Origin of the sequence: Mesorhizobium erdmanii USDA 3471, from assembly GCF_000472705.1 — a bacterium.
Classification (GTDB): domain Bacteria; phylum Pseudomonadota; class Alphaproteobacteria; order Rhizobiales; family Rhizobiaceae; genus Mesorhizobium; species Mesorhizobium erdmanii.
This window is the reverse complement of sequence record NZ_AXAE01000013.1, coordinates 96,418-119,975: the sequence shown is the minus strand read 5'-3', so window position 1 is coordinate 119,975 and position 23,558 is coordinate 96,418. Positions and strand designations below refer to the sequence as shown.

The window sequence follows — 23,558 nt, the reverse complement described above, 5'->3', positions numbered from 1 at the left end:
TCATGGCGTTTCGCGCAGGAGATAGCCGACGCCGCGAATGCCGTTGATCGTCACGCCACTTGCCGCTTCCGCAAGCTTGCGGCGCAGGCGCGAGACATGGGTGTCGAGCGCGTTGGACTGGATCTCGTCGTCGAGGCCGAACACCGCCTCCATCAAGGCTTCGCGCTGCACCATGCGGCCGGTGCGCCGCATCAGCGCCTCCAGCACCAGCAGCTCGCGCCGCGGCAGGCTGAGCGGCTCGCCGCGGATCGCGGCCTCGCGATGTCCGACATCAAGCACCAGATCGCCGGCGCGGATGAACTGCGACTGCAACGGTGCCGGGCGCCTGAGCAGCGCGCGCAAGCGGGCCAGCAATTCCTCGAAAGCGAACGGCTTTGCCAGATAGTCGTCCGCGCCCATGTCCAGCCCGTCGACCTTGTCCAACGTGTCGCCCTTCGCCGTCAGCATCAGCACCGGCGTGGTGTTCTTCGCCGAACGCAATTGCGGCACCAGTGACAGCCCGTCGCCATCCGGCAACTGGCGGTCAAGCAGGATGGCGTCGTAGCTGTCGGCGGCAACGAAGCCTTCTGCCTCGACGATCGAGCCGGCGTGATCGACCACCATGTCGTGGCGCTTGAGCGCGGCACGCAGCGCCGAGACCATCTCGGGCTCGTCTTCGATCAGCAAGATACGCATCGACAATCCCCGGGCAAAGAACACTCATCGGGCGCTACCGCGCCAACATTGCGTAAACATGGCAAGCCGAACAACCCGAGGACGACAGACGCTTTCTTTGCATCCGCTATATTGCGCAATGTCTATGCAATCCAGTCGCGGCAAACAGCGCCGGTCGGCACGAATCGCCATGCCGGCGTCAAGGCGTCGGGCCCGGATACGCAACAGCTTCGGGTCCGACGCTGAAACGAAATCAGGTGGCCGCGCCAACTGGTGGCGTGTTCTTGTCCGGGATCGAGGATATTATGTCTGCAAATGATGCTCTGTCTTTTCTGATGGCGTGGACCGTTGCGCCGTTCAAGATTGGCTCGGTCACGCCGTCCAGTTCGAGCCTCGCGGCATTGATGACGCGCGATATCGGTTCCGAGACAGGCCCTGTTCTGGAACTCGGTCCAGGCACCGGCCCTTTCACACGCGCGCTGCTGTCGCGCGGAGTGCGGGAGGAGGATTTGACGCTGATCGAGTCCGATCCGGATTTTGCGGCTCTGCTCATGCGGCGCTTTCCCTCCGCCCGGATCTTTGAAATGGATGCAGCCGGTCTGCGCCATCTGTCGCTGTTTCCCGGGCCCGTGGTCGGTGCCGCCGTCAGCGGGCTGCCCTTCCGGCTGATTTCGCCACGCAAGACGCTTGCCATTCTTGAAGGCGTTTTCGCGAACCTTCGGCCGGGCGGAGCGCTCTATCAGTTCACGCTCGGCCGGCGCTGCCCGTTCGACCAGTCGCTGCTCGATCGGCTCGATCTTGATGCCACCCGGGTCGGCCATACCTTTCGCAACTTACCACCTGCCACGGTCTATCGCATCGCCAGGATCAAGACGTCAGGGACCTATGACTGGCGCATCGCATGACCGGTCCGTTGTCGGCCATTCTCGGCTTTGGTCTGTTCGGCGTTTTCTGCCTCGCTTTCACCGAGAAGATCCTTCCGGTTCCGCCCTCGCATGTGCTGCTGCTGTTTCTCGGCATGACGGCGGCGCCGGACGGTTTCACGCTGGCGATCCTGCTGGTGGTGACGACGCTTGCCTCTTTCTCCGGCTGCCTTGTCTGGTACGGGGTTGGCCGTCGGATCGGATTTGACCGAGCCGACAGGCTGATCGAACGTGCCGGCAGATATGTCTTCCTGCGTCCCGCCACCTATCGCAAACTTGGTCAGGCCTATCGCCGCAAGCATGTGCGGGTGTCCCTGCTGGCGCAGTTCATCCCGACCGTGCGCAATTACCTGCCGATCGCGGCAGGCGCGCTTTGTCTGCCGGCTCTGCCCTTCGCGATCGCGACGCTGCTCGGTGCGACCATCTGGAATGCGGGCTTTCTCCTGACCGGCTATCTCTTGCATGGCAGCGGCCAGGATTCCTTCACCGTGGGCTTGCGCATCATCATCATCGTCGTGGCACTGGAGACGACCTTCATGCTGGCGTTGCGCTATGGCCCCGCATGGCGGCGCCGCATCAGGCTGGAGCGCGGCTGAGTGCGGCAACAGTCGCCAGTCATGGGATAAGCTCCTCCGCTGGCTTTCCTTCGCTTGGCCGCCGGTGTTTAGTCCGGCCATGGCTTTCACCATCCGCCAGTTGCAGTTCTTCATCGCCGTTGCCGAGCAAGGCACGGTGTCGGGCGCGGCGCAGAACCTCTCCATCTCGCAATCGTCGGTCACCGAAGCGATCAAGGAGCTCGAAAGTGATCTCGGCGTCGAACTGTTCGAGCGGCATCCGCGTGGCCTCAACATCACCCATAAGGGCCACCAGTTCCTGCGCCACGCGACGAAGATCCTCGCCGACGTCTCCGACGCCCGCCGCTCTTTTTCCGGCGAACAGGCCGTGGCGGGTGGCCGGCTGCAACTCGGCGTCACCTCGCTGGTCGCCGGCTATGTGCTGTCGGATCTTCTGTCCCGCTATCGCCGTGCCTATCCGGGCGTCGAGGTCTCGGCCATCGAGGACAATGGCGACTACCTCGAACATCTCCTGATCGGCGGCAAGCTCGACATTGCCGTCATGGTCACCTCCAATTTACGCGACCGCACGGCGCTGCAATCGGAAATCCTCGAAGTCTCGGCCTATCGCCTGTGGTTGCCGCTCGGCCATTCGCTCGCCGGCGCCGACATCATCGGCATTGGCGACATTGCCGGCGAGCCGCTGATCATGCTGACTGTCGACGAGATCGAGGAGAATACCGGAAAACTGCTGACGGCGATCGGCGCCAAGCCGCATGTCGCCTTTCGCACCCGCTCCGTGGAAGCGGTGCGCAGCCTGGTCGCCACCGGCGCTGGCGTGGCGTTGCTGCCCGACCTCGTCTACCGGCCGTGGTCGCTGGAAGGCGACCGCATCGAATCGCGCGATGTCTCCGGTTCCTTGCCGGTGGTTCAGGTCGGCGTGGTCTGGCGGCGGGGCTCCGGCCTGCCGCAGGCGGCGCGCGATTTCATCGGCCTTGCCCAGTCGCAGCGGACCGTCCGCCAGCGTCCCTGATTGAAGAGTGCAAATCTATCGGAAAAACCGATATCGACTTTCTGATAAATGAATTTGCGAAACCGGATTTTTCCACGCACCTTCCGTTCCAAGGACCAAACTCGCCATCAGAGCGGTATCAAGTCCATAGGACGAACTGACAGCTTTTCAGTCCGCGCGTGACCTCAAGCGAAAACCGGAACCGGCTTTCGGGGGCTAGGCGCCAAAATGGGAGATCGACGATGAATTCATTCCTGAAGTCATGCACTGCGCTAACGGTCGCGCTGACCTTCTCTGGTCAGGCCATCGCCCAGGTCAAGGAGCTGGGCAAGGGCGAAGGCCAGGTCAACATCGTTGCCTGGCCCGGCTATATCGAGCGCGGCGAGACCGACAAGGGCTATGACTGGGTCACGGCCTTCGAGAAGGAGAGCGGCTGCAAGGTCAACGTCAAGACCGCCAACACGTCCGACGAGATGGTCTCGCTGATGAACGAGGGCGGCTTCGACCTCGTCACGGCTTCGGGCGACGCCTCGCTGCGCCTGGTCGCGGGCAAGCGGGTGCAGCCGATCAACACCGATCTCATCCCGAGCTGGAAGACGGTCGACGACCGGCTCAAGGACGCGCCCTGGTTCACCGTCGACAAGGTGCATTACGGCGTTCCCTACCAGTGGGGGCCTAACATCCTGATGTACAACACCGAGGTGTTCAAGGAAGCGCCCAAGAGCTGGAACGTCGTCTTCGAGGAGATGAAGCTGCCCGACGGTAAGTCCAACAAGGGCCGCGTCCAGGCCTATGACGGCCCGATCCACATTGCCGACGCTGCCAACTACCTGATGTTCCACAAGCCGGAACTCGGCATCAAGGACCCCTACGAGCTCAACGAGGCCCAGTACAAGGCCGCGCTCGACCTGCTGCGCGTCCAGCGCACGCTGGTCGGTCGCTACTGGCATGACGCCGCTATCCAGGTCGACGATTTCCAGAATGAAGGCGTCGTCGCGTCGGGTTCGTGGCCGTATCAGGTCAACACACTGGTTGCCGCCAAAAAGCCGGTCGCCTCGACGGTGCCCGAAGAAGGCGTCACCGGCTGGGCCGACACCACCATGATGGAAGCCGACGCCGCCAACCCGAACTGCGCCTATATGTGGCTTGAACATTCGCTGTCGCCGAAGGTGCAGGGCGATGTCTCGGCCTGGTTCGGATCGCTCCCCGTGGTGCCCGCAGCCTGCAAGGGCAACGAGCTCTTGACCGACGAAGGCTGTAAGACCAACGGTTACGACAATTTCGACAAGATCAAGTTCTGGAAGACGCCGGTGACCAAATGCGCCAGCCAGAACAACCAGTGCGTGCCCTATTACCGCTGGGTGTCGGACTATATCGGCGTCATCGGCGGACGCTAAACTCCAAAGGTTGGCGCTGCCGCTCACCCTTACCCTCTCCCCGTGAAAAACGGGGAGAGGGGGATCGCCAGCGTCGGTGCGCTTCCCTTCTCCCCGTCACTATGCGGAAAGAAGGTGCCGGCAGGCGGATGAGGGGCAGCACTTGCGCCTGAATTTTTGAAGAGCCTGACAGATCAGGACAACCCCATGACATCAGCCGTTTCCTTCAAACAAGTCTCGCGCCATTTCGGCAGCGTTCGCGCTGTCGACGCGGTCGATCTCGACATTGCGCCGGGCGAGTTCTTCGCCATGCTCGGGCCGTCGGGTTCTGGCAAGACGACGTGTCTTAGGTTGATTGCCGGCTTCGAGCAGCCGACGGCCGGCTCGATCTCGATCTTCGGCGAGCGCGCCGAGGGCGTGCCGCCCTATCGCCGCAACGTCAACACCGTCTTCCAGGACTACGCGCTGTTCCCGCACCTCAATGTGTTGGACAACGTCGCCTACGGGCTGATGGTCAAAGGGGTCGGCAAGGCCGAACGGCACAAGGCGGCCGAGGAGGCGCTGTCGCTGGTGCGGCTGCCCGGCTATGGCGCCCGCCGCCCCGGCCAGCTCTCCGGCGGCCAGCGCCAGCGCGTCGCACTCGCCCGTGCGCTGGTCAACCAGCCCAAGGTGCTGCTGCTCGACGAGCCGCTCGGCGCCCTCGACCTCAAGCTGCGCGAGAACATGCAGGAAGAGCTGAAATCGCTGCAGAAAGCGCTCGGCATCACCTTCGTCTTCGTTACCCACGACCAGGGTGAGGCGCTGTCGATGGCGGATCGCGTCGCCGTCTTCAACGACGGCAGGATCATGCAGATCGGCACGCCCGAGGACATCTATCAGCGACCGAAGACGCGCTTCGTCGCCGATTTCGTCGGCTCCTCCAACGTGCTGCCGCCGGACTTCGTCCAGCGCTATTCCGGCCAGCACCGCTGGGGGAGTCTCAGGCCGGAATCAATTCGCGTCGGCCGCGCCACAAGTGGCGAAGGCGTCGCCGCGCGCCTCGTCTCGACGAATTATCTCGGCGCTACCACCAGGCTGGCGCTCGATGCCGACGGATTGAAGCTGCATGCCGTTGTGCCGGCCGGCACGGCTTTGCCGGTCGAAGGCGAGGCGGTCGTGCTCACCTTCAACCGCGAGCATCTGCATCTGATGGACGAGCCGGCATGAGCGTCGACGCCACCATGCCGCGAGCCACGGCGCCCGCCATCCTGCCCGGCAGCGGCGGCATGCGGGGTGCGCTGTCAGACCTGTTCTGGCGTCGACCGCAACTCCTGCTCCTGCTGATGCTTTTGCCGCCGGTTCTGTGGCTCGGCATCGTCTATATCGGCTCGCTCTTCGCGCTCCTGGCGCAGAGCTTTTTCTCCATCGACGAGTTCTCCGGCCTCATCAACCGTGAGCTCACGCTGAAGACCTATGGCGACCTGTTGCAGGCCGCCAATCTCGACATCATCCTGCGCACGGTGACGATGGCGGCGCTGGTCACGCTGGCCTCGGCCGTCGTCGCCTTCCCGATCGCCTACTATGCCGCGCGTTATGCGCGCGGTCGCTGGAAGGCGTTGTTCTATCTCGGCGTCATGCTGCCGCTGTGGTCGAGCTACCTGGTCAAGATCTATGCCTGGAAGCTGATCCTCGCCAAGGAAGGCATCCTCACCTGGCTGTTCGGCAAGCTGTATCTGCAATGGCTGCTCGACGCCTGGCTGTCGCTGCCGGTTGTCGGCGGCAATTCGCTGTCGGTGTCGTTCACCGGCACCTTCATCGTCTTCGTCTATGTCTGGCTGCCCTTCATGATCCTGCCGGTCCAGGCAGCACTCGAGCGAGTGCCCGGCAATCTGGTGGAAGCTTCGTCCGACCTTGGCGCGTCGCCCGGCCAGACGTTCCGCAACGTGCTGTTCCCGCTGGCACTGCCCGGCATTGTCGCCGGCTCGATCTTCACTTTCTCGCTGACATTGGGCGACTACATCATCCCGCAGATCATCGGCACCTCGCGGCTGTTCATCGGCCAGGCCGTCTATTCGCAGCAGGGCACCGCCGGCAATATCCCGCTCGCAGCCGCCTTCACCGTGGTGCCCATCGTCATTATGGGCTTCTACCTCTGGGGCGCCAAGCGCATGGGGGCCTTCGATGCGCTCTGACCGTGGTCAATCGGCTCCGCTCGGCCTGAAGATTGCCGCCGCCTGCGGCTTGCTGTTCTTGCATCTGCCGATCCTGCTGATCTTCGTCTACGCCTTCACCACCGAGGAAAAGAGCTTCGTCTGGCCGCCGCCCGGGCTGACCACGCAATGGTTCGCCGTCACCTGGAACCGGCCGGATGTCTGGGAAGCGCTGTCGCTGTCGGTGCGCGTCGCCGCCATCTCGACCGCGATTGCGCTGGTACTCGGCACGCTGTGCGCCGCTGCTGTTTCACGGACAAAATTCTTTGGCCGAGAGACGATTTCGCTGCTGGTCATCCTGCCGATCGCGCTGCCCGGCATCATCACCGGCATCGCGCTCCGCTCGGCCTTTGCGCTCGCCGACATCCCCTTCTCGTTCTGGACGATCGTGCTTGGCCACGCCACCTTCTGCGTGGTCGTCGTCTATAACAACGCGGTCGCCCGTTTTCGCCGCACCTCCGGCTCGATGATCGAGGCCTCGATGGATCTCGGCGCCGACGGCTTCCAGACCTTCAGGCATATCGTGCTGCCCAACATCGCCACCGCACTGCTTGCCGGCGGCATGCTGGCTTTCGCCCTTTCGTTCGATGAGGTCATCGTCACCACCTTCACCGCCGGCCAGCAGCAGACCGTGCCGATCTGGATGCTGGAGGAACTGATCCGCCCGCGCCAGCGTCCGGTCACCAATGTCGTGGCCATGGTCGTCGTGCTGGTGACGCTGTTGCCCATCCTGTTTGCCTATTACCTGACCCGCGACGGTGACCAGATCGCTGGTTCGGGTAAATGAAGAACAGCGAATAGGGAGTAGCCAATAGCGAACAAGGGAGACGCAGCCCCATTCGCTATCAGCTAATTCGCTACTCGCTCCTGACCAAGGAGAGACGCCCATGGACACCCAGATGCTGATCGGCTCGAAATTCGAGAAGGGCACGGAAACCGAGGAGCCGATCCTCAATCCGAAGACAGGGGCGACGATTCTCAACCTGCCAGAGGCGAGCCAGGCGCAGATCGAGGCGGCTGTCGGTGCAGCCGAACAAGCGTTCGTCTTGTGGTCGCGCACCACGCCGGCGCAGCGCTCCGGCTACCTGCTCAAGATCGCCGACCGCATCGAGGCCGAAGCGAAAGAGTTCGCCGCTCTCGAAGCACTGAACTGCGGCAAGCCGATCAATGCCGTGCTCAATGACGAGATCCCGGCCATCGTCGACTGCTACCGCTTCTTCGCAGGGGCGGTGCGTTCGATGCCGGGCGTGGTCGCCGGCGAATACCTGCCCGGCCACACCTCGATGGTGCGACGTGACCCGATCGGCATCGTCGCTTCGATCGCGCCCTGGAACTATCCGCTGATGATGATGGCCTGGAAGCTGGCACCGGCAATCGCCGGCGGCAACACGGTCATCTTCAAGCCGTCGGAACAGACGCCGCTGACGGCGCTGAAGCTGGCGACGATCCTGGCCGATGTCCTGCCCGAAGGTGTCGTGAATGTCGTGCTTGGCCGCGGCGACAGCGTCGGCAACACGCTGATCAACCATCCGAAGGTCAATATGATCTCGATCACCGGTGACGTCGCCACCGGCAAGAAGGTGTTGCAGGCCGCCGCCAAGTCGGTCAAGCGCACGCATCTCGAACTCGGCGGCAAGGCGCCGGTCATCGTCTTCGACGACGCCGATCTGGGTGCGGTGGTCAACGGCCTGCGCGCCTTCGGCTATTACAATGCCGGCCAGGATTGCACCGCGGCCTGCCGCATCTATGCCGGCAAGAAGATCTACGACAAGCTCGTCGCCGATCTGTCCTCGGCCGTCTCGACCATCAAGTACGATCTATCGGACGACACCGAGAACGAGATCGGCCCGCTGATCTCGCGCCGCCAGCGTGATCGCGTGTCGAGCTTCGTCGAGCGCGCCTCGGAGTTGAAGCATATCGAGATCACCACCGGCGGCAAGCCGGGCGAAGGCACCGGCTTCTACTATCAGCCGACCGTCGTTGCCGGCGCCTTGCAGGAGGACGAGATCGTGCGCCGCGAAGTGTTCGGGCCGGTTGTCTCCATCACCCGCTTTGCCGAAGCCGACGAAGCGGTAAGCTGGGCCAATGACAGCGACTACGGCCTGGCGTCATCGGTGTGGACCAAGGATGTTTCGCGCGCCATGGCGACCGCGGCCCGCCTGCAATATGGCTGTACCTGGATCAACACCCATTTCATGCTGACCAACGAGATGCCGCATGGCGGGCTGAAGCAGTCCGGTTACGGCAAGGATATGTCGCTCTACGCGCTCGAGGATTATACCGCCGTGCGCCATGTGATGGTGGCGCACGCTTAAAGCGCGTCGCGTCGAAACGGATTCATGCGACGCGCTTTAGGTCCTTGTTTTTATGCATGTCGTTCTCCCAGAACCGAGGTCACTTCTGGGCGACATGCATTAGTTTTCCCTTCTCCCCGTTCACGGGGAAAAGGTGGCCCGAAGGGCCGGATGAGGGGCGGCGCAAGCCTTACAGAAGCTGGCTCTGCCCCTCATCTGCCTGCTATTCCACAATGCGATAGATGTTCCACAGGCTGGTGCCTGACACGACATAGGGCTCCATCTCCTTTCCCCATTTGGCGTGCGCGTCGATCTTGCCGATCTTGGCGAAGAACTGTTCCAGCTGGGCCAGGCTCTCGACCTGGTGATGCGACTCGACGGTCGCCTCCCGCGCGCCGATCGATCCGGTCATGATCTGGAACTTGAGGTCGGCGAGGCCGACCTGCGAGCCGATCTCGCGTTCCCATTTCTTCAACAGTTCGAGCACGGCCTGCTTGTGCCCGAACTTGGCGTCGATCTGCCATCTGGCGCTGAACATGTCGGTTCTCCTCTTGAGCAATTCCAGGAAAAGTGCCCGGCGGTTTTCCGTCAGGGATTGCGTGAAACAAGTACTGTTTCGCGGTTGATCTATTCGTCCCAGGCCTGCACGACCGTCTGCCGCGCGATCCGGCCGTTCTTCAGCTCCAGCATCGCCGCGGCGAACACTTTCGTGCCGTCGGGATAGGCGCAGGCCTGGGTGAAGGCGAGGCTGTCGCCGTCGGCGATCGTCGTGTCGACCTTGTGGGTCATCGCCCGGCTGCAGATGTCGTCCCAGAAGGTGGCGATCGCCGCGCGGCCGCGAACTTCGCGCGGCTTGCTCGGCGGGTTGTTGCGGTCGATCACGCGCACCAGCGCGTCGTCGGTATAGAAGCTCGACAGCATCTTTCCGTCGCGGGTTTCGATCGCCTTCTTGATCGCCGCGCCATCTACGACTTGTGTCTTGGTCAGCATTTCATCCTCCATGTGCCCGTCTTCACGATCGGGCGGTTCTATGTTCAGTAGGCGTCGCCCGGCGCTCACCGCCGGACAGGGATTTTCACTGCGATTTCGCCTTCACCGCGGCGAAGACGTCGTCTGTCTGCTTCTTGAAGGTCGCGAGATCGACCTGGCTGCCGTTGAGGATTGTCGACCAGTGGCGCACGATCGCCGCCATCGCGATCGTTTCCTTGATCTCCTCGTCACTGGCGCCGTTGAGCTTGGCCGCCTCGGTATGGAAGTAGATGCAATATTGGCAGGGGATCTGCGAGGCGACCGCAAGGCCCATCAGTTCCTTGGTCTTGCCATCAAGCGCGGTTTTCGGATTCAGCTGGACGCCCTTGATTTCGGCCCAGGCGCCGGCGATCGCCACATCAGGCAATGTCTTGAACATGTCCGGCACCGAGCCGAGCGTTGCCTGGATGTCCTTGTAGGCGGCCGTTGCCGACGCATCCTCGGCCTTTGCGGGAGTGATCGTGATCAGCGCCCCGATACTTGCGGCGATCACGAATGATCCGACATTCAGTTTCGGTTTGAGCATTTCATCCTCCGTTCGCAGCGCCCCAACGGCGATATCCGCCTTGGCCTGCATGGGGGAATTGATAGCGCTTACATTGGTGTGCCCGCTTCGCCCGAAAGCGCCATGGCTCTCATGGCCCGTCCGGGCCAGTGTGCCTGACCGAGAATGCCGCTGCTGCCGCCCGCGACGGCAAATCCAGCTTGAGCAATATGTTGGCGACGTGGCGCTTGACCGTGTGCTCGCTCAGCCTGAGTTCGGCGGCGATCGCGGCATTGCTCTTGCCGTCGGCAACCAGGCTCACCACCTCGCTCTCCCTCACCGTCAGCACGGCCGGTTCGGCCGTTTTGGTCCTGGCACGACAGTCGGGCTCCAGGTGCTGTTCGGTCATTGCCCGTACCAGCGCCATCGGTTCGTCCAGATCGTCCAGCGCGATCCGGCCGGCATCCTCGAAATGCAGGCCTGAGCCGGTTGCGAGTTCCGCGACCAGCCGCGAAGCGATGATGTCGCCTCGGCTGGCGTGCGCGGCAAGCTGCATCGTTACACGGGCCGTCAACCCCACAGGCGGCCCCCGCAGTTCGATCTCACCGACATGGGCGCCCTGCGCGCTGGCCACGCCGATGCCTTGCGCCGCTTCGCGCAGTGCCGCCGCACAGCGTATGGCGCGCGCCGGCCCCTCGAAGCGCGAAATCATCATTTCGCCCTGCGTCCCCAGCGCGCGGCCGCCATGGCGCCCAACCAGCGACCGCCAGGTTTCCTGGAACCGCTCGCTGCGTTCGCTCCACATTCGGTCGCCCATCCGCGTCGTATCGTAGATGCGCGTCACCAGAAGTGCCGCCAGCACGCGATCCACCTCGGCCACCGCAGGCTCACCAGTCAGGAACTCCTCGATCAGGTCGGCGACCCGGTCGACGTCGCCGGTCCAGATCGGATGGTCGCGCCCGGGAATCTCGACCAGCCGCGCATTCGGGATTTTCTTGGCCAGGAAGCGGCTGGCGTCGGGATCGACGCGTGCATCGTTGCGGCGATGGATCAGCAGCGTTGGCGCGCCGATCGCCGCCAGCACACCGCGCACGTCGATTTCCGCGTTCATCCGCGCCAGCGCCGCTGCTGCTGTCGGGCTCGCCGACAGCCGCTCGAAACGCGCCCACCACTGGGTGAAATGCGCGTCATCAACCCGGCCCGGCGCGAAATTGGGCAAGGTGGCTCCGGTTCCCCAGGCGGTGTCGGCGTTGGCGATGAAGGCGTTGAGGCGTTCGGGCGGCATCACCCATTTGTGGAAATGCGCATAGCCGCCATAGAGCGCCAGCGCCCGCGTCCGCTCCGGATAGGTGGCGGCGAACAGCATTGCCATCGGTGCGCCCTCGGAAGCGCCGAGCAAGGCGGCCCGGCTGCTGCCGGCCGCATCCATCACCGCGCGCACATCGTCCACGCGGGTCTCCAGGCTGGGCAGGTTATGGACATCGACACGGTCGGAAAGACCGGTGCCGCGCTTGTCGAACAGGATCAGCCGTGAGAATGCCGAAAGCCGCCTCAAGAGCCTGGTATAGCCCTCGTCTTCCCAATGCAGGTCGAGATTGGAAATGAAGCCCGGGACGAAGACGAGATCAAACGAGCCCTGGCCGACCACCTGATAGGCGATCCGCACCTCGCCACTGAGGGCATATCGGGTCTCGATCGGCCTCACGAGTTTCTTGCGCCCGGCCTGACGATTTCTGATCGCCAACCATAGCAGAGCCGCGTCGATAGCGGCAGCTTAAACTTTAGCAGGAAGAAATATAAGCCAGCGCCGCCTGCGGCTATTTCTGCGCGCCAGCAAGGTCGCCCGGAGGGACCTTGATTCCAAGTTTCAAATCAGCCTCGGCTGGCGTGATCGGCCGTTTGATCCTGGCGGAGGCGACCACGACGAGTTCGTCGAAGCCGTCGGTGCCATTGTCCAGCATCTCGAAAAACTGCCGACGCATCCTGGGTTCCCAGAACTTGTTGATGTGCTCGGCGACGCCGGCAACGCCCTCCTCGCGCGGCCGGGAGTGGAAAAAGGCGGCGATCTGATTGGCCATGCGCACCAGTTTTTCGCTGGTGCTCGTGATGTGGTCTTCGTCATGCGACATGCTTGGCAACTCCCAAGACCACCCGGTCGGGGTGGGTGAAAACATCGAAATCATCACCGCGCACCAGCGCCACCAGCGTCATGCCGGCTTCATCAGCGGTGCGGATGGCAAGCGCGGTCGGCGCCGAGACGGCGATAATGAAGGCCGAGCCTATCGCCGCCGTCTTCTGCACCATTTCGACCGAGACGCGCGACGTCACCACGACAGCCCCCGATGCGCCGTCGATGCCGGCCTTGGCCAAAGCGCCGGCCAGCTTGTCCAGCGCATTGTGGCGGCCAACGTCCTCGCGCGCCATGACGACGCCCTTGCCGGGGATATAGAAACCCGCGGCATGCACCGCGCCGGTTTCCTGATGCAGCGGCTGCACCTTCGACAACAGCTTCACCGAACGGGTGATATCTTCGGCATCAAGCGTAAGTTTTGACGCACCAACGGCATCGACGGAGCGCATCGCTTCCTCGATGGACTCGATGCCGCACAGCCCGCAGCCGACAGGTCCGGCAAGCCTGCGCCGCCGCGCCTCGAAGCGCGTATTGGCGAGATCCTTCAGCCGGATCTGGATATCGATGCCGGCACCGTGATCCTCGACCTCGATCGCCTCGATTTCCTGGCTGTCGGCGATGATGCCTTCGGTCAAAGAGAAACCGAGCGCGAAATCCTCAAAATCGGCCGGGCTCGCCATCATCACCGCATGCGTCGTGCCGGCGAAGGAAAACGCCACCGGCGTCTCCTCGGGCACCATGCGGTTGCCCGCAGCCGTGCCGCTGGCGCGGTGCGCCAGCCGCGATGTCTCAGTCGTTGCTTTGCGGCGCGCTGCCAAGACTACTCCGCCGCCTGCAGCGGGGCGATGCGCCGGCTGTGCTCGGCCTGCTCGTTGTAATCGCGCTGCCAGTCCGACGGGCCGTTCGAGGCGCCGACCTGTACCGCCGTCACCTTGTACTCCGGACAGTTGGTTGCCCAGTCGGAGAAGTCGGTGGTGATGACGTTGGCCTGCGTGTCCGGATGGTGGAAGGTTGTGTAGACCACGCCAGGCGACACACGGTCGGTGATCAGCGCCCGCAACGTCGTCTCGCCGGAGCGGCTGGTCAGCCGGACCCAGTCGCCATCCCTGAGCCCGCGGTTTTCGGCGTCATGTGGATGGATCTCAAGCCTGTCTTCCGAATGCCACATGACATTGTCGGTGCGCCGCGTCTGCGCGCCGACATTGTACTGGCTGAGGATACGGCCGGTGGTCAAAAGCAGTGGGAAGCGTGGCCCGGTCTTCTCGTCGGTCGCCACATATTCGGTGCGGATGAACTTGCCTTTGCCGCGCACGAAACCGTCAATATGCATGATCGGCGTGCCGAGCGGCGCCTTTTCGTTGCAGGGCCATTGCACCGATCCGACACGGTCGAGCAGATCGAAGGAGACGCTGGCGAAGCTTGGCGTCGTCTTGGCGATCTCGTCCATGATCTCGGAAGGATGCTGGTAGTTCCAGTCCAGCCCGATCGCACGGGCAAGCTCCTGCGTCGCTTCCCAGTCGGCATAGCGCGCCTTTGGCTCCAGCACCTTGCGCACCATGTTGATGCGGCGCTCGGCATTGGTGAAGGTGCCGTCCTTCTCGAGGAAGGTCGAGCCCGGCAGGAAGACATGCGCGTAGTTCGCCGTCTCGTTGAGGAAGAGGTCGTGCACGACGACGCATTCCATGGCGGCGAGGCCGGCGGCGACATGCTTGGTGTCGGGGTCGGATTGCAATATGTCCTCGCCCTGGATGTAGATGCCCTTGAACGAGCCGTCGACAGCGGCATCCAGCATGTTGGGGATGCGCAGGCCGGGCTCATCGTCCAGCTTCACGCCCCACAGGCTTTCATAGATGTCGCGCACTGCCTCGCCCGAGATGTGGCGATAGCCGGGCAGTTCGTGCGGAAAGGAGCCCATGTCGCACGAGCCCTGCACGTTGTTCTGGCCGCGCAGCGGATTCACGCCGACACCAGGCCGGCCGATATTGCCGGTAGCCATGGCGAGGTTGGCGATCGCCATCACCGTGGTTGAGCCCTGGCTGTGCTCGGTGACGCCGAGGCCGTAATAGATCGCGCCGTTGCCGCCCTTGGCATAGAGCCGCGCAGCACCCCGGATCAGCTCCGGGTCAACGCCGGAAAGCTTGCCTACGGTTTCCGGGCTGTTCTCCGGCAAGGCGACGAAGGAAGCCCAATCCTGGAACTCCGTCCAGTCGCAGCGTTCGCGGATGAAGGCTTCGTCGAACAGCCCTTCGGTGACGATGACATGCGCCAGCGACGTCAGCACCGCCACGTTGGTGCCGGGCTTCAGCGGCAGGTGATAGTCGGCCTCGATATGCGCCGACTTGACCATCTCGGTGCGGCGCGGATCGAGCACGATCAGCTTGGCGCCCTGACGCAGCCGCTTCTTGAGCCGCGAGGCGAACACTGGATGGGCGGATGCGGGATTGGCGCCGATGATGACGGCGACGTCGGTGAACTCGACGGAGTCGAAATCCTGGGTGCCGGCAGAGGTGCCATAAGTCTGGCCGAGGCCGTAGCCGGTCGGCGAGTGGCAGACGCGGGCGCAGGTATCGACATTGTTGTTGCGGAAACCCTGCCGCACCAGCTTCTGGACGAGATAGGTTTCCTCGTTGGTGCAGCGCGAGGAGGTGATGCCGCCGATCGAGGTGCGGCCGTATTGATACTGGATCCGGCGGAATTCCTTGGCCGTGTGGGCGATCGCCTCTTCCCAGCTCACTTCCCGCCAGGGGTCGCTGACCTTCTCGCGGATCATCGGCGACAAGATGCGGTCCTTGTGGGTGGCGTAGCCATAGGCGAAGCGGCCCTTCACGCAGGAATGGCCGTGGTTCGCCATGCCGTCCTTGTAGGGCATCATGCGAATGACCTCGTCGCCCTTCACTTCGGCCTTGAACGAGCAGCCAACGCCGCAATAGGCGCAGGTGGTCACGGCCGAGCGCTCCGGCATGCCCTTTTCGAGCACGGTCTTTTCGCGCAGCGCATCGGTCGGGCAGGCCTGCACGCAGGCGCCGCAGGAGACGCATTCCGAGGCGATGAAATCCTCATGCATGCCGGCAACCATGCGCGATTCGAAACCGCGGCCCTCGATGGTCAGCGCGAACGTGCCCTGCACTTCCTCGCAGGCCCGCACGCAGCGCGAGCAGACGATGCATTGCGCCGGATCATAAGTGAAATAGGGGTTGGTTTCATCGCGGGCGATGTAGTCCACCGCCAGCGAACCATGGCCCGGCGCGACGCCGTTCTCTTCCTTGACGTGGTTGCGGCCTTCGACACCGTAGCGGTTCTCGGAGAGGCCGACCGACTTCGCCACCGCGTCGAACTCGCTCGCGCCGGTCCCGGCCTTTTCGTTCCAGCCGGTCGGATGGTCGGAAACGTAAAGTTCCATGACGCCGCGGCGGATGGCGTCGAGCCGGTCCGACTGCGTGCGAACCACCATGCCTTCGCCGACCGGCGTCGTGCAGGAGGCCGGCGTGCCGCCGCGCCCTTCGATCTCGACCAGGCAGACACGGCAGGAGCCGAACGAATCCAGCATGTCGGTGGCGCAAAGCTTGGGGATCTCGACCCCACCTTCCATCGCCGCGCGCATGATCGACGTGCCTTCCGGCACGCTGATGCTGCGGCCGTCGACGATCAGCGTGATCTGCTTTTGCGCCTTCGATTCCGGGGTTCCGTAGTCGAGTTCTTCGACGAGTGTCGGGAAGTCGGCCTTGATGTTCATCTGCCAGCTCCTATTCAGCAGCCACACGCGCTGGCGCGGGCTTGAAATCCTCGGGGAAATGCGTGATCGAACTCATCACCGGGTAGGGGGTGAAGCCGCCCAGCGCGCACAGCGACCCGAACTTCATCGTGTTGCAGAGGTCGGTGACCAGCGCGAGGTTTTTTTCCGGTTCGATACCAGCGGCGAGCCTGTCGATGGTCTCGACCCCGCGCGTCGAGCCGATGCGGCAGGGTGTGCACTTGCCACAGCTCTCGATGGCGCAGAATTCCATGGCAAAGCGCGCCTGCTTCAACATGTCGGCGGTGTCGTCGAACACGGTGATGCCGGCATGGCCGATCAGCCCGTCACGCTTGGCGAACTCCTCGTAGTCGAACGGCGTGTCGAACAGCGCGCGCGGGAAATAGGCGCCAAGTGGCCCGCCGACCTGCACCGCCTTGACCGCCCGGCCCGTTGCCGTGCCGCCGCCGATATCGTCGACAATCTCGCCCAGCGTCAGACCGAAAGCCGTTTCGAACAGGCCGCCTTGCTTGACGTTGCCGGCGATCTGGATCGGGATCGTGCCGCGCGAGCGACCCATGCCGAAATCCTTGTAGAAGGTGGCACCCTTGTCCATGATGATCGGAACGGACGCGAGCGAGATGACGTTGTTGATCACCGTCGGCTTGCCGAACAGCCCCTGGATGGCCGGCAGCGGCGGCTTGGCACGAACCACGCCCCGCTTGCCTTCCAGGCTGTTCAACAGCGAGGTCTCCTCACCACAGACATAGGCCCCGGCGCCGACGCGGATTTCCATGTCGAAGGCATTGGGCGAACCCAGCACGTTGACGCCGAGCACGCCAGCCTTGCGGGCGATTTCGACGGCCTTGTTCATGACGGCCACCGCATGCGGATATTCCGAGCGGATGTAGACGAAACCCTTGGTCGCGCCGGTGGCGACGCCGGCGATCGCCATGCCTTCGATCAGCACGAAGGGGTCGCCTTCCATGATCATGCGGTCGGCGAAGGTGGCGCTGTCGCCCTCGTCGGCGTTGCAGACGATGTATTTGCGCTCGGACGTCGTATCCAGCACCGTCTTCCATTTGATGCCGGTCGGGAAACCCGCGCCACCACGACCGCGCAGGCCGGACTCGGTCACCTGCTTGACGATCTCGGCCGGCGCCATGGCCACCGCGTTCTGCAGGCCCTTGAGGCCGCCGAGCGATTTGTACGCGTCGAGCGACAACGGGTCGTTGATGCCGCAGCGCGCGAAAGTCAGCCGCGTCTGCTTGGCCAGGAACGGGATCTTGTCGGGCGCGCCCAGCCAGCGCTTGTGATGGCCGCCGGTGAGGAAGCCGCTGTCGAACAGGCTCTTGACGTCCGACGGCTTGACCGGCCCGTAGGCGACGCGGCCGTTGGCGGTCGCCACCTCGACCATCGGTTCGAGGAAATAGGCGCCGCGCGAGCCATTACGGACGATCTTGGCCTCGATGCCACGCTCGGCGAGCTCGGCGCGAACAGCCTTGGCGACCTTTTCCGCACCCAGCGCCAGCGCGCCGGAATCGCCGGGAATGTAGATGCGCGGGATCATGAGCGTACCTCCGCGACGATCTCATCGATCTTTTCGTCATCGAGCCGCCCGATCACCTCGCCATCGAGCATTGCCGACGGCGAACAGGCGCAGAGCCCCAGGCAATAGACCGGCTCGAGTGTAACCGATCCGTCGCGGGTGGTCTCGTGAAAATCGATGCCGAGCAATTGCTTGACCTTGGCGGCGACCGCATCCGAACCCATCGACTGGCAGGCCTCCGCCTGGCAGAGCTTGAGCACATGGCGGCCGGCCGGGCGAGCCCGGAAATCATGGTAGAAGGTGACGACACCGTGCACCTCGGCCCTGGACAGGTTCAGCCCATCGGCGATGACGGGCACGGCGTCCTGTGGTACGTGGCCGAATTCTTCCTGGATGCCGTGCAGGATCGGCAATAGCGGGCCTTCAAGGCCCTTCATCTCTTGAACAATCGCGGCGGTGCGCGATGCGATTTCGGTACTTGCGGCCTGCATCGTCATGCAGTGCCCTCCCTGGGTCGTTGCGTCTGGCGCTAAGTGCTTAAGAAATCAGAGGAAACCTCTGAAATCAATAAAGCTGTTCCGTTGCTTGATAGGAATCTTCTATCAAGCGCCGTCAGCTACCCTGTGTAGCGCTAGCGGTGGGTACGGAAATCGTCTGCCAGCGCCATTGCCTCGTCCAGCAGCGCCTGCACCAGCGGCGTATGCGGCTCGCGTGGCGCCGCGACCAGGCCGACCGTGTGGCTGGCGTCGGGCTCGACGATCGGGATGGCCCGGATTGGCTCGGAAAAGCCGAATGTTTCCGCAAGGTTAAGCGGCATGATCGATGACCATTTGCCGGTCCGGATATGCGAGAACAGCACGATCATCGAGTTGGATTCGAGCGTCGGCCGCACTTGCACGCCAGCCTCCGCCAGGTGCTGGTCGATGATGCGGCGGTTCTGCATGTCCGGCGTCAAAAGGCAAAGCGGCAACTGGCTGATCTCGGCCCATGTCACTTTGTCGCGGTCGGAATAGGGGTTTCCGATGGCGGTGATCAATTGATAGCGCTCATCATAGAGCGGCACGCTGGTCACGCGCCCGAGCGGTTCGTTGTCGAGATAGGTAATGCCGGCGTCGACATCGAAATTACCGAGCAGCGACAGCACCTCGATCGAGGTCCGCGACAGGATCGAGAAGGTGACGCCCGGATGCTTGTCGCGAAACGGCGTCGTCAGCCGCGCCACCATGGCCAGTGCCGTCGGAATGGCGGCAATGCGGATGCGGCCGGACAGGCCGTGGCGCGCCGCGCGCATTTCCTCGCGCATGGTCCTCGAATCGCCGACGATGCGGCGCGCCCACTCCAGCACCTGCTTGCCTTCCGGCGTCAGCCCCTGGAAACGCGATCCGCGGTTGACCAGCATGACGCCGAGCTGGCCCTCCAACTGCTTGATGCCGGCAGACAAGGTCGGCTGGGTGACGCCGCACACTTCCGCCGCACGGCCGAAATGCTCCTCCTTGGCCAGCGCAATGAAGAATTCGAGTTTGTCGATCATGCCATCCATCCGGTCGTCACGTACAGGCTCGGGGAATTTGTCCTTTGCCGCAAGCGGCATACGCAATTGCTCCGCATCCACATCTTTCAGCCGGCTTACTGTTTCCCACTGCATCACGCGGCGCTATGTCAATGAAACGGTCGTGAACTAGGCACGATGGGAGACTGACATGCTGGGCTGGTTCCGCAAGCTATTGCCGCGCGAAGATCGTTTCTTCGATCTGTTCGAGCGCCATTCCCGCACCGTGGTCGGCGGCGCGGAGGCGCTGCAACAGCTTCTCCAGGGCAACGATATCGAGCGCTGGTGCCAGAAAATCGTCGATCTTGAGGACGAGGCCGATCATATCACGGCGGAAGTCCTGCTTGCGGTGCGGCGCTCGTTCATAACGCCTTTCGATCGCGGCGATATCAAGGATCTGATCCAGTCGATGGATGATGCCATCGACATGATGCACAAGACCGTCAAGACGGTAAGGCTGTTCGAGAAGCGTGAGTTCGACCCGCTAATGCAGGAAATGGGCGCCGTCATCGTCGACGCCGCCCGACTGGTCGCGGAGGCGATCCCGCTGCTTGCCAAGGTCGGCGCCAACAGCGCACGTCTCAATGCCCTCGCCGAGGAGGTGATGCGTGCCGAAGGCCGCGCCGACGATCTGCATGAGCAGGGCTTGAAGGATCTGTTCAGGCGGCATGGGCGCGGTGACGCGATGGCCTATCTGATCGGTTCGGAGATCTATGGTCAGCTGGAGAAGGTGGTCGACCGCTTCGAGGACGTCGCCAACGAGATCAGCGGCATCGTCATCGAGAACGTTTAGGCAATGGAAGCCACCATCGCCTTTCCCGTGCTGGCCAGCCTCGTTGTCGTCGCGCTGTTCTTCGATTTTCTGAACGGCCTGCATGATGCGGCAAATTCCATTGCCACCATCGTCTCAACGCGCGTGCTGAGGCCGCAATATGCGGTTTTATGGGCGGCATTCTTCAATTTCATCGCCTTCATGTTCTTTGGTCTTCATGTTGCCGAGACCGTGGGAAAGGGCATTGTCGACGTCACTATTGTCACGCCGGCAGTGATCTTTTCAGCTCTCGTCGGCGCCATCGTCTGGAACATCGTCACCTGGATTGCCGGGATTCCCTCGAGCAGTTCGCACGCACTGATCGGCGGACTGGTCGGCGCCGGCATCGCAAAGGCGGGCATCGGCGCAATCGTCTGGTCGGGACTTGGCAAGACGGTTGCCGCGATCGTGCTGTCGCCGGCGACCGGCTTTGTCCTGGCGCTCGTCCTGATCCTGGTGGTTTCGTGGCTGTTCGTGCGCCAGACGCCGTTCGCTGTCGACAGCGCCTTTCGCGTGCTGCAGTTCTTTTCCGCTTCGCTCTACTCGCTCGGTCATGGCGGCAACGATGCGCAGAAGACCATGGGCATCATCGCCGTGCTGCTGTATTCGCAAGGCATGCTCGGCACCACCTTCTACGTGCCGCTCTGGGTCGTCCTGACCTGCCAGTCGGCGCTGGCGCTTGGTACGCTGTTCGGCGGCTGGCGGATCGTCCATACAATGGGTTCGAAGATCACCCGCCTCAATCCGATGCAGGGCTTTTGCGCCGAAACCGGCGGCGCCATCACGTTGTTCGCCGCCACCTGGCTTGGCGTTCCCGTATCGACCACCCATACGATCACCGGCGCCATCATCGGCGTCGGCGCCGCCCGCCGCGTCTCGGCGGTGCGCTGGGGCATCGCCGGCAACATCGTCATCGCCTGGATCGTGACCTTGCCCACGACGGCGGCGATTTCGGCTCTCACCTACCTAGCCGTCAACCTCGCGGGGTGAGGTGGGCGGCACCCGGCGCGCCGGCAATCGCGATATGGCCTATCCGTTGACAAGATTGAGGATGTTGCCGTCCGGGTCCTTGAACCATGCGACCTTCATGCCCTGGCCGACATGGACATCGCCCTCGATTTTCAGTCCGGGCATTGCGTAATGCTCAAAGGCGACGCCTTTCGATTTCAACGATTTGACGACAGTCTCGATCTGGTCGCCGACCGTCCATGTGACCGCCGTCGCCTTGTTGGTCCCGGCAAACTCGGAATGATAGACATTGATGAAGGTGTCGCCGCTTTTGTAGACGATCAACTCGCCACCTATATCGTCTACCTGCTTGAGGCCCAGCGTCCCTTCATAAAACGCCTTTGCTCTCGCCAGGTCTTTCACCGCCACATTGGCCGTTGCGTTGCTGTTCGCGAGCATGACCGTATCCTTCCTTGATTGTCTTCCCTCATGCTGCCCACTGAAATAGGTCGCGTGCCGTGTTTGGCGACGGCTATCCAACGAGGTTCTCGCTCGCGGAACCAAGGGTGCGTCGAGTCGGCTGCTTGGTTCTCTCCCAGAACTGCATTATCTGAAGTGCCGAACGCTGAGGAAAAGATCATGTCCGTCACCAAAGAAATCGTCACCGAGCGTCTGAAGACGGTCAACGGGCCGGACTTCACCGGCAATATCGTCGACCTCGGCATGGTTTCCGAGATTTTCATCGCCGATTCGAAGGTCTTCTTCTCGATCACCGTCCCCGCCGCCCGTGCGCAGGAGATGGAGCCGCTGCGCGCCGCCGCCGAGCGTGTCGTCAAGGCTATCCCCGGTGTTGCCGGTGCGGTTGTCGCGCTCACGGCGGAAAAGAAGGGCGGCGGCATGGAGGCCCCGGTTCCGGCGCGTCCGGCACCCAGGCCGGCTCCGCCCGCCGCGCCGCGACCGGCGCCGCATGCCCCGGCGTCGCACAGTCAAGGCAAGCGTGGCGTGCCCGGCATCGAGGCGATCATCGCGGTTGCTTCCGGCAAGGGCGGAGTCGGCAAGTCGACCACCGCCGTCAACCTCGCGCTTGGCCTTGCCGCCAACGGCTTGCGGGTCGGCGTGCTTGATGCCGACATTTATGGCCCGTCAATGCCGAAGCTGCTCGACATCCACGGCCGGCCGCAGACGGTCGACGGCAAGATCCTGAAGCCGATGGAGAATTACGGCCTCAAGGTGATGTCGATGGGCTTCCTCGTCGATGAGGAGACGCCGATGATCTGGCGCGGGCCGATGGTGATGTCGGCGCTGACGCAGATGCTGCGCGAGGTCGAATGGGGCCGGCTCGACGTGCTGGTCGTCGACATGCCGCCCGGCACCGGCGACGCGCAGCTGACCATGGCGCAGCAGGTGCCGCTGGCCGGCGCCGTCATCGTCTCGACGCCGCAGGACCTGGCGTTGATCGACGCCCGCAAGGGGCTCAACATGTTCAAGAAAGTCGACGTGCCGCTGCTCGGCATCGTCGAGAACATGAGCTACTTCATCGCGCCTGATACCGGCAAGCGTTACGACATTTTCGGCCATGGCGGTGCGCGCCGCGAGGCAGAGCGCCTCGGCGTCACCTTCCTTGGCGAAGTGCCGCTCGAAATGGGCATCCGCGAAAGCTCGGATGAAGGCGCGCCGGTGGTGGCCTCGAAGCCCGACAGCGCCGAGGCGAAAATCTATCGCGACATCGCCGCCAAGGTCTGGGACAGGGTCAATGAAGAGCGCGGCGCGGCGGAAGCGGCGGTGCCAAGCATCGTCTTCGAGTGACCGTGAGCGTCAGCCGCCGACCTTCTCGCCAAATTTGGAAAAGAACTGCCCCGCCAGTTTCTTCGACGTCGACTCGATCAGCCGGCTGCCAAGCTGGGCGATCTTGCCGCCAACTTCGGCCTTGGCGGCATATTTGAGCACCGTGGCGTCCGGTCCATCCGCCGTCAGCGTCACGTCGGCGCCGCCTTTGGCGAAGCCGGCGATGCCGCCCTTGCCTTCGCCCTGGATGGTGTAGGAATGCGGCGGCTTGAGGTTCTTCAGCGTCACTTCGCCGTTGAAGGTCGCCTTGATCGGCCCGATCTTCAGCACGACCGTCGCCGCCATCTCAGTCGGCGACTTCATCTCCAGGCTCTGGCAGCCGGGAATGGCGTCTTTCAGGATGACCGGGTCGTTCAGCGCTTCCCAGACTTTTTGCAGGGGTGCGGCAATGCGTTCCTCGCCTTCGATCACCAAAGCCATCAAGAACCTCCCAGAAACAATGGTTCGAAGCCCTAGCGCAGGGCCGCTGTTGTGTCTATC

Annotated in this window: 24 protein-coding genes; 11 read left to right on the top strand and 13 right to left on the bottom strand. The window is 63.2% G+C overall.

The features are described from left to right. A complete protein-coding gene (locus A3AU_RS0109620) occupies positions 1-675 on the bottom strand; it encodes a response regulator transcription factor (RefSeq protein ID WP_027052616.1) in 675 nt (224 codons plus the stop codon). A gap of 236 nt (positions 676-911) precedes the next feature. Here A3AU_RS0109620 and A3AU_RS0109615 point away from each other — a divergent pair, with 236 nt between their 5' ends. The 8 genes from A3AU_RS0109615 (at position 912) to A3AU_RS0109580 (ending at position 9,023) form a co-directional block, all read left to right on the top strand. After that, positions 912-1,559 (top strand): class I SAM-dependent methyltransferase, encoded by a 648-nt coding sequence (locus A3AU_RS0109615; RefSeq protein ID WP_245235448.1) that lies wholly within the window; start codon positions 912-914, stop codon positions 1,557-1,559. Continuing rightward, complete coding sequence (locus A3AU_RS0109610) at positions 1,556-2,173, top strand: DedA family protein (protein WP_027052614.1); 618 nt, start codon at positions 1,556-1,558, stop codon at positions 2,171-2,173. Before A3AU_RS0109615 ends, A3AU_RS0109610 begins: the two co-directional genes overlap by 4 nt. Positions 2,174-2,252: 79 nt before the next feature. Next, entirely contained in the window at positions 2,253-3,164 is a 912-nt protein-coding gene (locus A3AU_RS0109605) for a LysR family transcriptional regulator (RefSeq protein ID WP_027052613.1), read from the top strand. A 221-nt stretch (positions 3,165-3,385) separates the two neighbouring features. Continuing rightward, on the top strand, positions 3,386-4,540 hold the full coding sequence (locus A3AU_RS0109600; protein WP_027052612.1) for an ABC transporter substrate-binding protein: 1,155 nt from the start codon (positions 3,386-3,388) through the stop codon (positions 4,538-4,540). Positions 4,541-4,726: 186 nt separating this feature from the next. Continuing rightward, entirely contained in the window at positions 4,727-5,725 is a 999-nt protein-coding gene (locus A3AU_RS0109595; protein WP_027052611.1) for an ABC transporter ATP-binding protein, read from the top strand. Then, positions 5,722-6,690 carry an ABC transporter permease gene (locus tag A3AU_RS0109590; RefSeq protein ID WP_027052610.1) on the top strand — a complete coding sequence of 323 codons (969 nt, stop codon included), beginning with the start codon at positions 5,722-5,724 and terminating at the stop codon, positions 6,688-6,690. The genes A3AU_RS0109595 and A3AU_RS0109590 overlap by 4 nt, the downstream gene beginning before the upstream one ends. Continuing rightward, positions 6,680-7,495, top strand: a complete 816-nt coding sequence (locus A3AU_RS0109585) for an ABC transporter permease (RefSeq protein WP_027052609.1) — start codon at positions 6,680-6,682, stop codon at positions 7,493-7,495. Before A3AU_RS0109590 ends, A3AU_RS0109585 begins: the two co-directional genes overlap by 11 nt. A gap of 100 nt (positions 7,496-7,595) precedes the next feature. Next, positions 7,596-9,023, top strand: coding sequence for a gamma-aminobutyraldehyde dehydrogenase (locus A3AU_RS0109580; RefSeq protein WP_027052608.1), 1,428 nt, complete (start codon positions 7,596-7,598; stop codon positions 9,021-9,023). A 202-nt stretch (positions 9,024-9,225) separates the two neighbouring features. Here the strand turns inward: A3AU_RS0109580 and A3AU_RS0109575 are convergent, their stop codons facing one another. The 10 genes from A3AU_RS0109575 to A3AU_RS0109530 all read right to left on the bottom strand — a co-directional run bounded on the left by A3AU_RS0109575 (position 9,226) and on the right by A3AU_RS0109530 (position 19,456). After that, positions 9,226-9,540, bottom strand: coding sequence for a hypothetical protein (locus A3AU_RS0109575; RefSeq protein WP_027052607.1), 315 nt, complete (start codon positions 9,538-9,540; stop codon positions 9,226-9,228). A gap of 89 nt (positions 9,541-9,629) precedes the next feature. Beyond that, the gene (locus A3AU_RS0109570) at positions 9,630-9,992 is read right to left on the bottom strand and encodes a nuclear transport factor 2 family protein (RefSeq protein ID WP_027052606.1); all 363 of its coding nucleotides are present in this window, start codon (positions 9,990-9,992) and stop codon (positions 9,630-9,632) included. Between the two features lie 85 nt (positions 9,993-10,077). Further along, positions 10,078-10,557, bottom strand: coding sequence for a carboxymuconolactone decarboxylase family protein (locus tag A3AU_RS0109565; RefSeq protein ID WP_027052605.1), 480 nt, complete (start codon positions 10,555-10,557; stop codon positions 10,078-10,080). A 109-nt stretch (positions 10,558-10,666) separates the two neighbouring features. Further along, on the bottom strand, positions 10,667-12,220 hold the full coding sequence (locus A3AU_RS0109560) for an alpha/beta fold hydrolase (RefSeq protein WP_027052604.1): 1,554 nt from the start codon (positions 12,218-12,220) through the stop codon (positions 10,667-10,669). Positions 12,221-12,332: 112 nt separating this feature from the next. Then, positions 12,333-12,644: a formate dehydrogenase subunit delta gene (locus A3AU_RS0109555; protein WP_027052603.1), complete on the bottom strand. Its 312-nt coding sequence runs from the start codon at positions 12,642-12,644 to the stop codon at positions 12,333-12,335. Next, positions 12,634-13,464, bottom strand: a complete 831-nt coding sequence (gene fdhD / locus A3AU_RS0109550; RefSeq protein WP_027052602.1) for a formate dehydrogenase accessory sulfurtransferase FdhD — start codon at positions 13,462-13,464, stop codon at positions 12,634-12,636. Before fdhD ends, A3AU_RS0109555 begins: the two co-directional genes overlap by 11 nt. Positions 13,465-13,466: 2 nt before the next feature. Further along, positions 13,467-16,379 (bottom strand): formate dehydrogenase subunit alpha, encoded by a 2,913-nt coding sequence (fdhF, locus tag A3AU_RS0109545; protein ID WP_027052601.1) that lies wholly within the window; start codon positions 16,377-16,379, stop codon positions 13,467-13,469. A 10-nt stretch (positions 16,380-16,389) separates the two neighbouring features. Next, on the bottom strand, positions 16,390-17,946 hold the full coding sequence (locus tag A3AU_RS0109540; RefSeq protein ID WP_027052600.1) for a formate dehydrogenase beta subunit: 1,557 nt from the start codon (positions 17,944-17,946) through the stop codon (positions 16,390-16,392). Next, positions 17,943-18,422, bottom strand: coding sequence for a formate dehydrogenase subunit gamma (locus tag A3AU_RS0109535; RefSeq protein WP_027052599.1), 480 nt, complete (start codon positions 18,420-18,422; stop codon positions 17,943-17,945). The genes A3AU_RS0109540 and A3AU_RS0109535 overlap by 4 nt, the downstream gene beginning before the upstream one ends. Before the next feature lie 134 nt (positions 18,423-18,556). Continuing rightward, the gene (locus A3AU_RS0109530) at positions 18,557-19,456 is read right to left on the bottom strand and encodes a LysR family transcriptional regulator (protein ID WP_027052598.1); all 900 of its coding nucleotides are present in this window, start codon (positions 19,454-19,456) and stop codon (positions 18,557-18,559) included. 169 nt (positions 19,457-19,625) lie between these two features. On the opposite strand from A3AU_RS0109530, the gene A3AU_RS0109525 reads away from it, so the two are divergent. Both A3AU_RS0109525 and A3AU_RS0109520 read left to right on the top strand, forming a co-directional pair. After that, entirely contained in the window at positions 19,626-20,267 is a 642-nt protein-coding gene (locus A3AU_RS0109525) for a DUF47 domain-containing protein (RefSeq protein ID WP_027052597.1), read from the top strand. 3 nt (positions 20,268-20,270) lie between these two features. Further along, positions 20,271-21,275, top strand: a complete 1,005-nt coding sequence (locus A3AU_RS0109520) for an inorganic phosphate transporter (RefSeq protein ID WP_027052596.1) — start codon at positions 20,271-20,273, stop codon at positions 21,273-21,275. A 39-nt stretch (positions 21,276-21,314) separates the two neighbouring features. On the opposite strand, the gene A3AU_RS0109515 is transcribed toward A3AU_RS0109520, so the two are convergent. Further along, positions 21,315-21,692: a VOC family protein gene (locus tag A3AU_RS0109515; protein ID WP_027052595.1), complete on the bottom strand. Its 378-nt coding sequence runs from the start codon at positions 21,690-21,692 to the stop codon at positions 21,315-21,317. A gap of 177 nt (positions 21,693-21,869) precedes the next feature. Here A3AU_RS0109515 and A3AU_RS0109510 point away from each other — a divergent pair, with 177 nt between their 5' ends. Next, a complete protein-coding gene (locus A3AU_RS0109510) occupies positions 21,870-23,039 on the top strand; it encodes an Mrp/NBP35 family ATP-binding protein (RefSeq protein WP_244277738.1) in 1,170 nt (389 codons plus the stop codon). Between the two features lie 9 nt (positions 23,040-23,048). Here the strand turns inward: A3AU_RS0109510 and A3AU_RS0109505 are convergent, their stop codons facing one another. Then, positions 23,049-23,498, bottom strand: a complete 450-nt coding sequence (locus A3AU_RS0109505) for an SRPBCC family protein (protein WP_027052593.1) — start codon at positions 23,496-23,498, stop codon at positions 23,049-23,051. Positions 23,499-23,558: the final 60 nt, after the last annotated feature.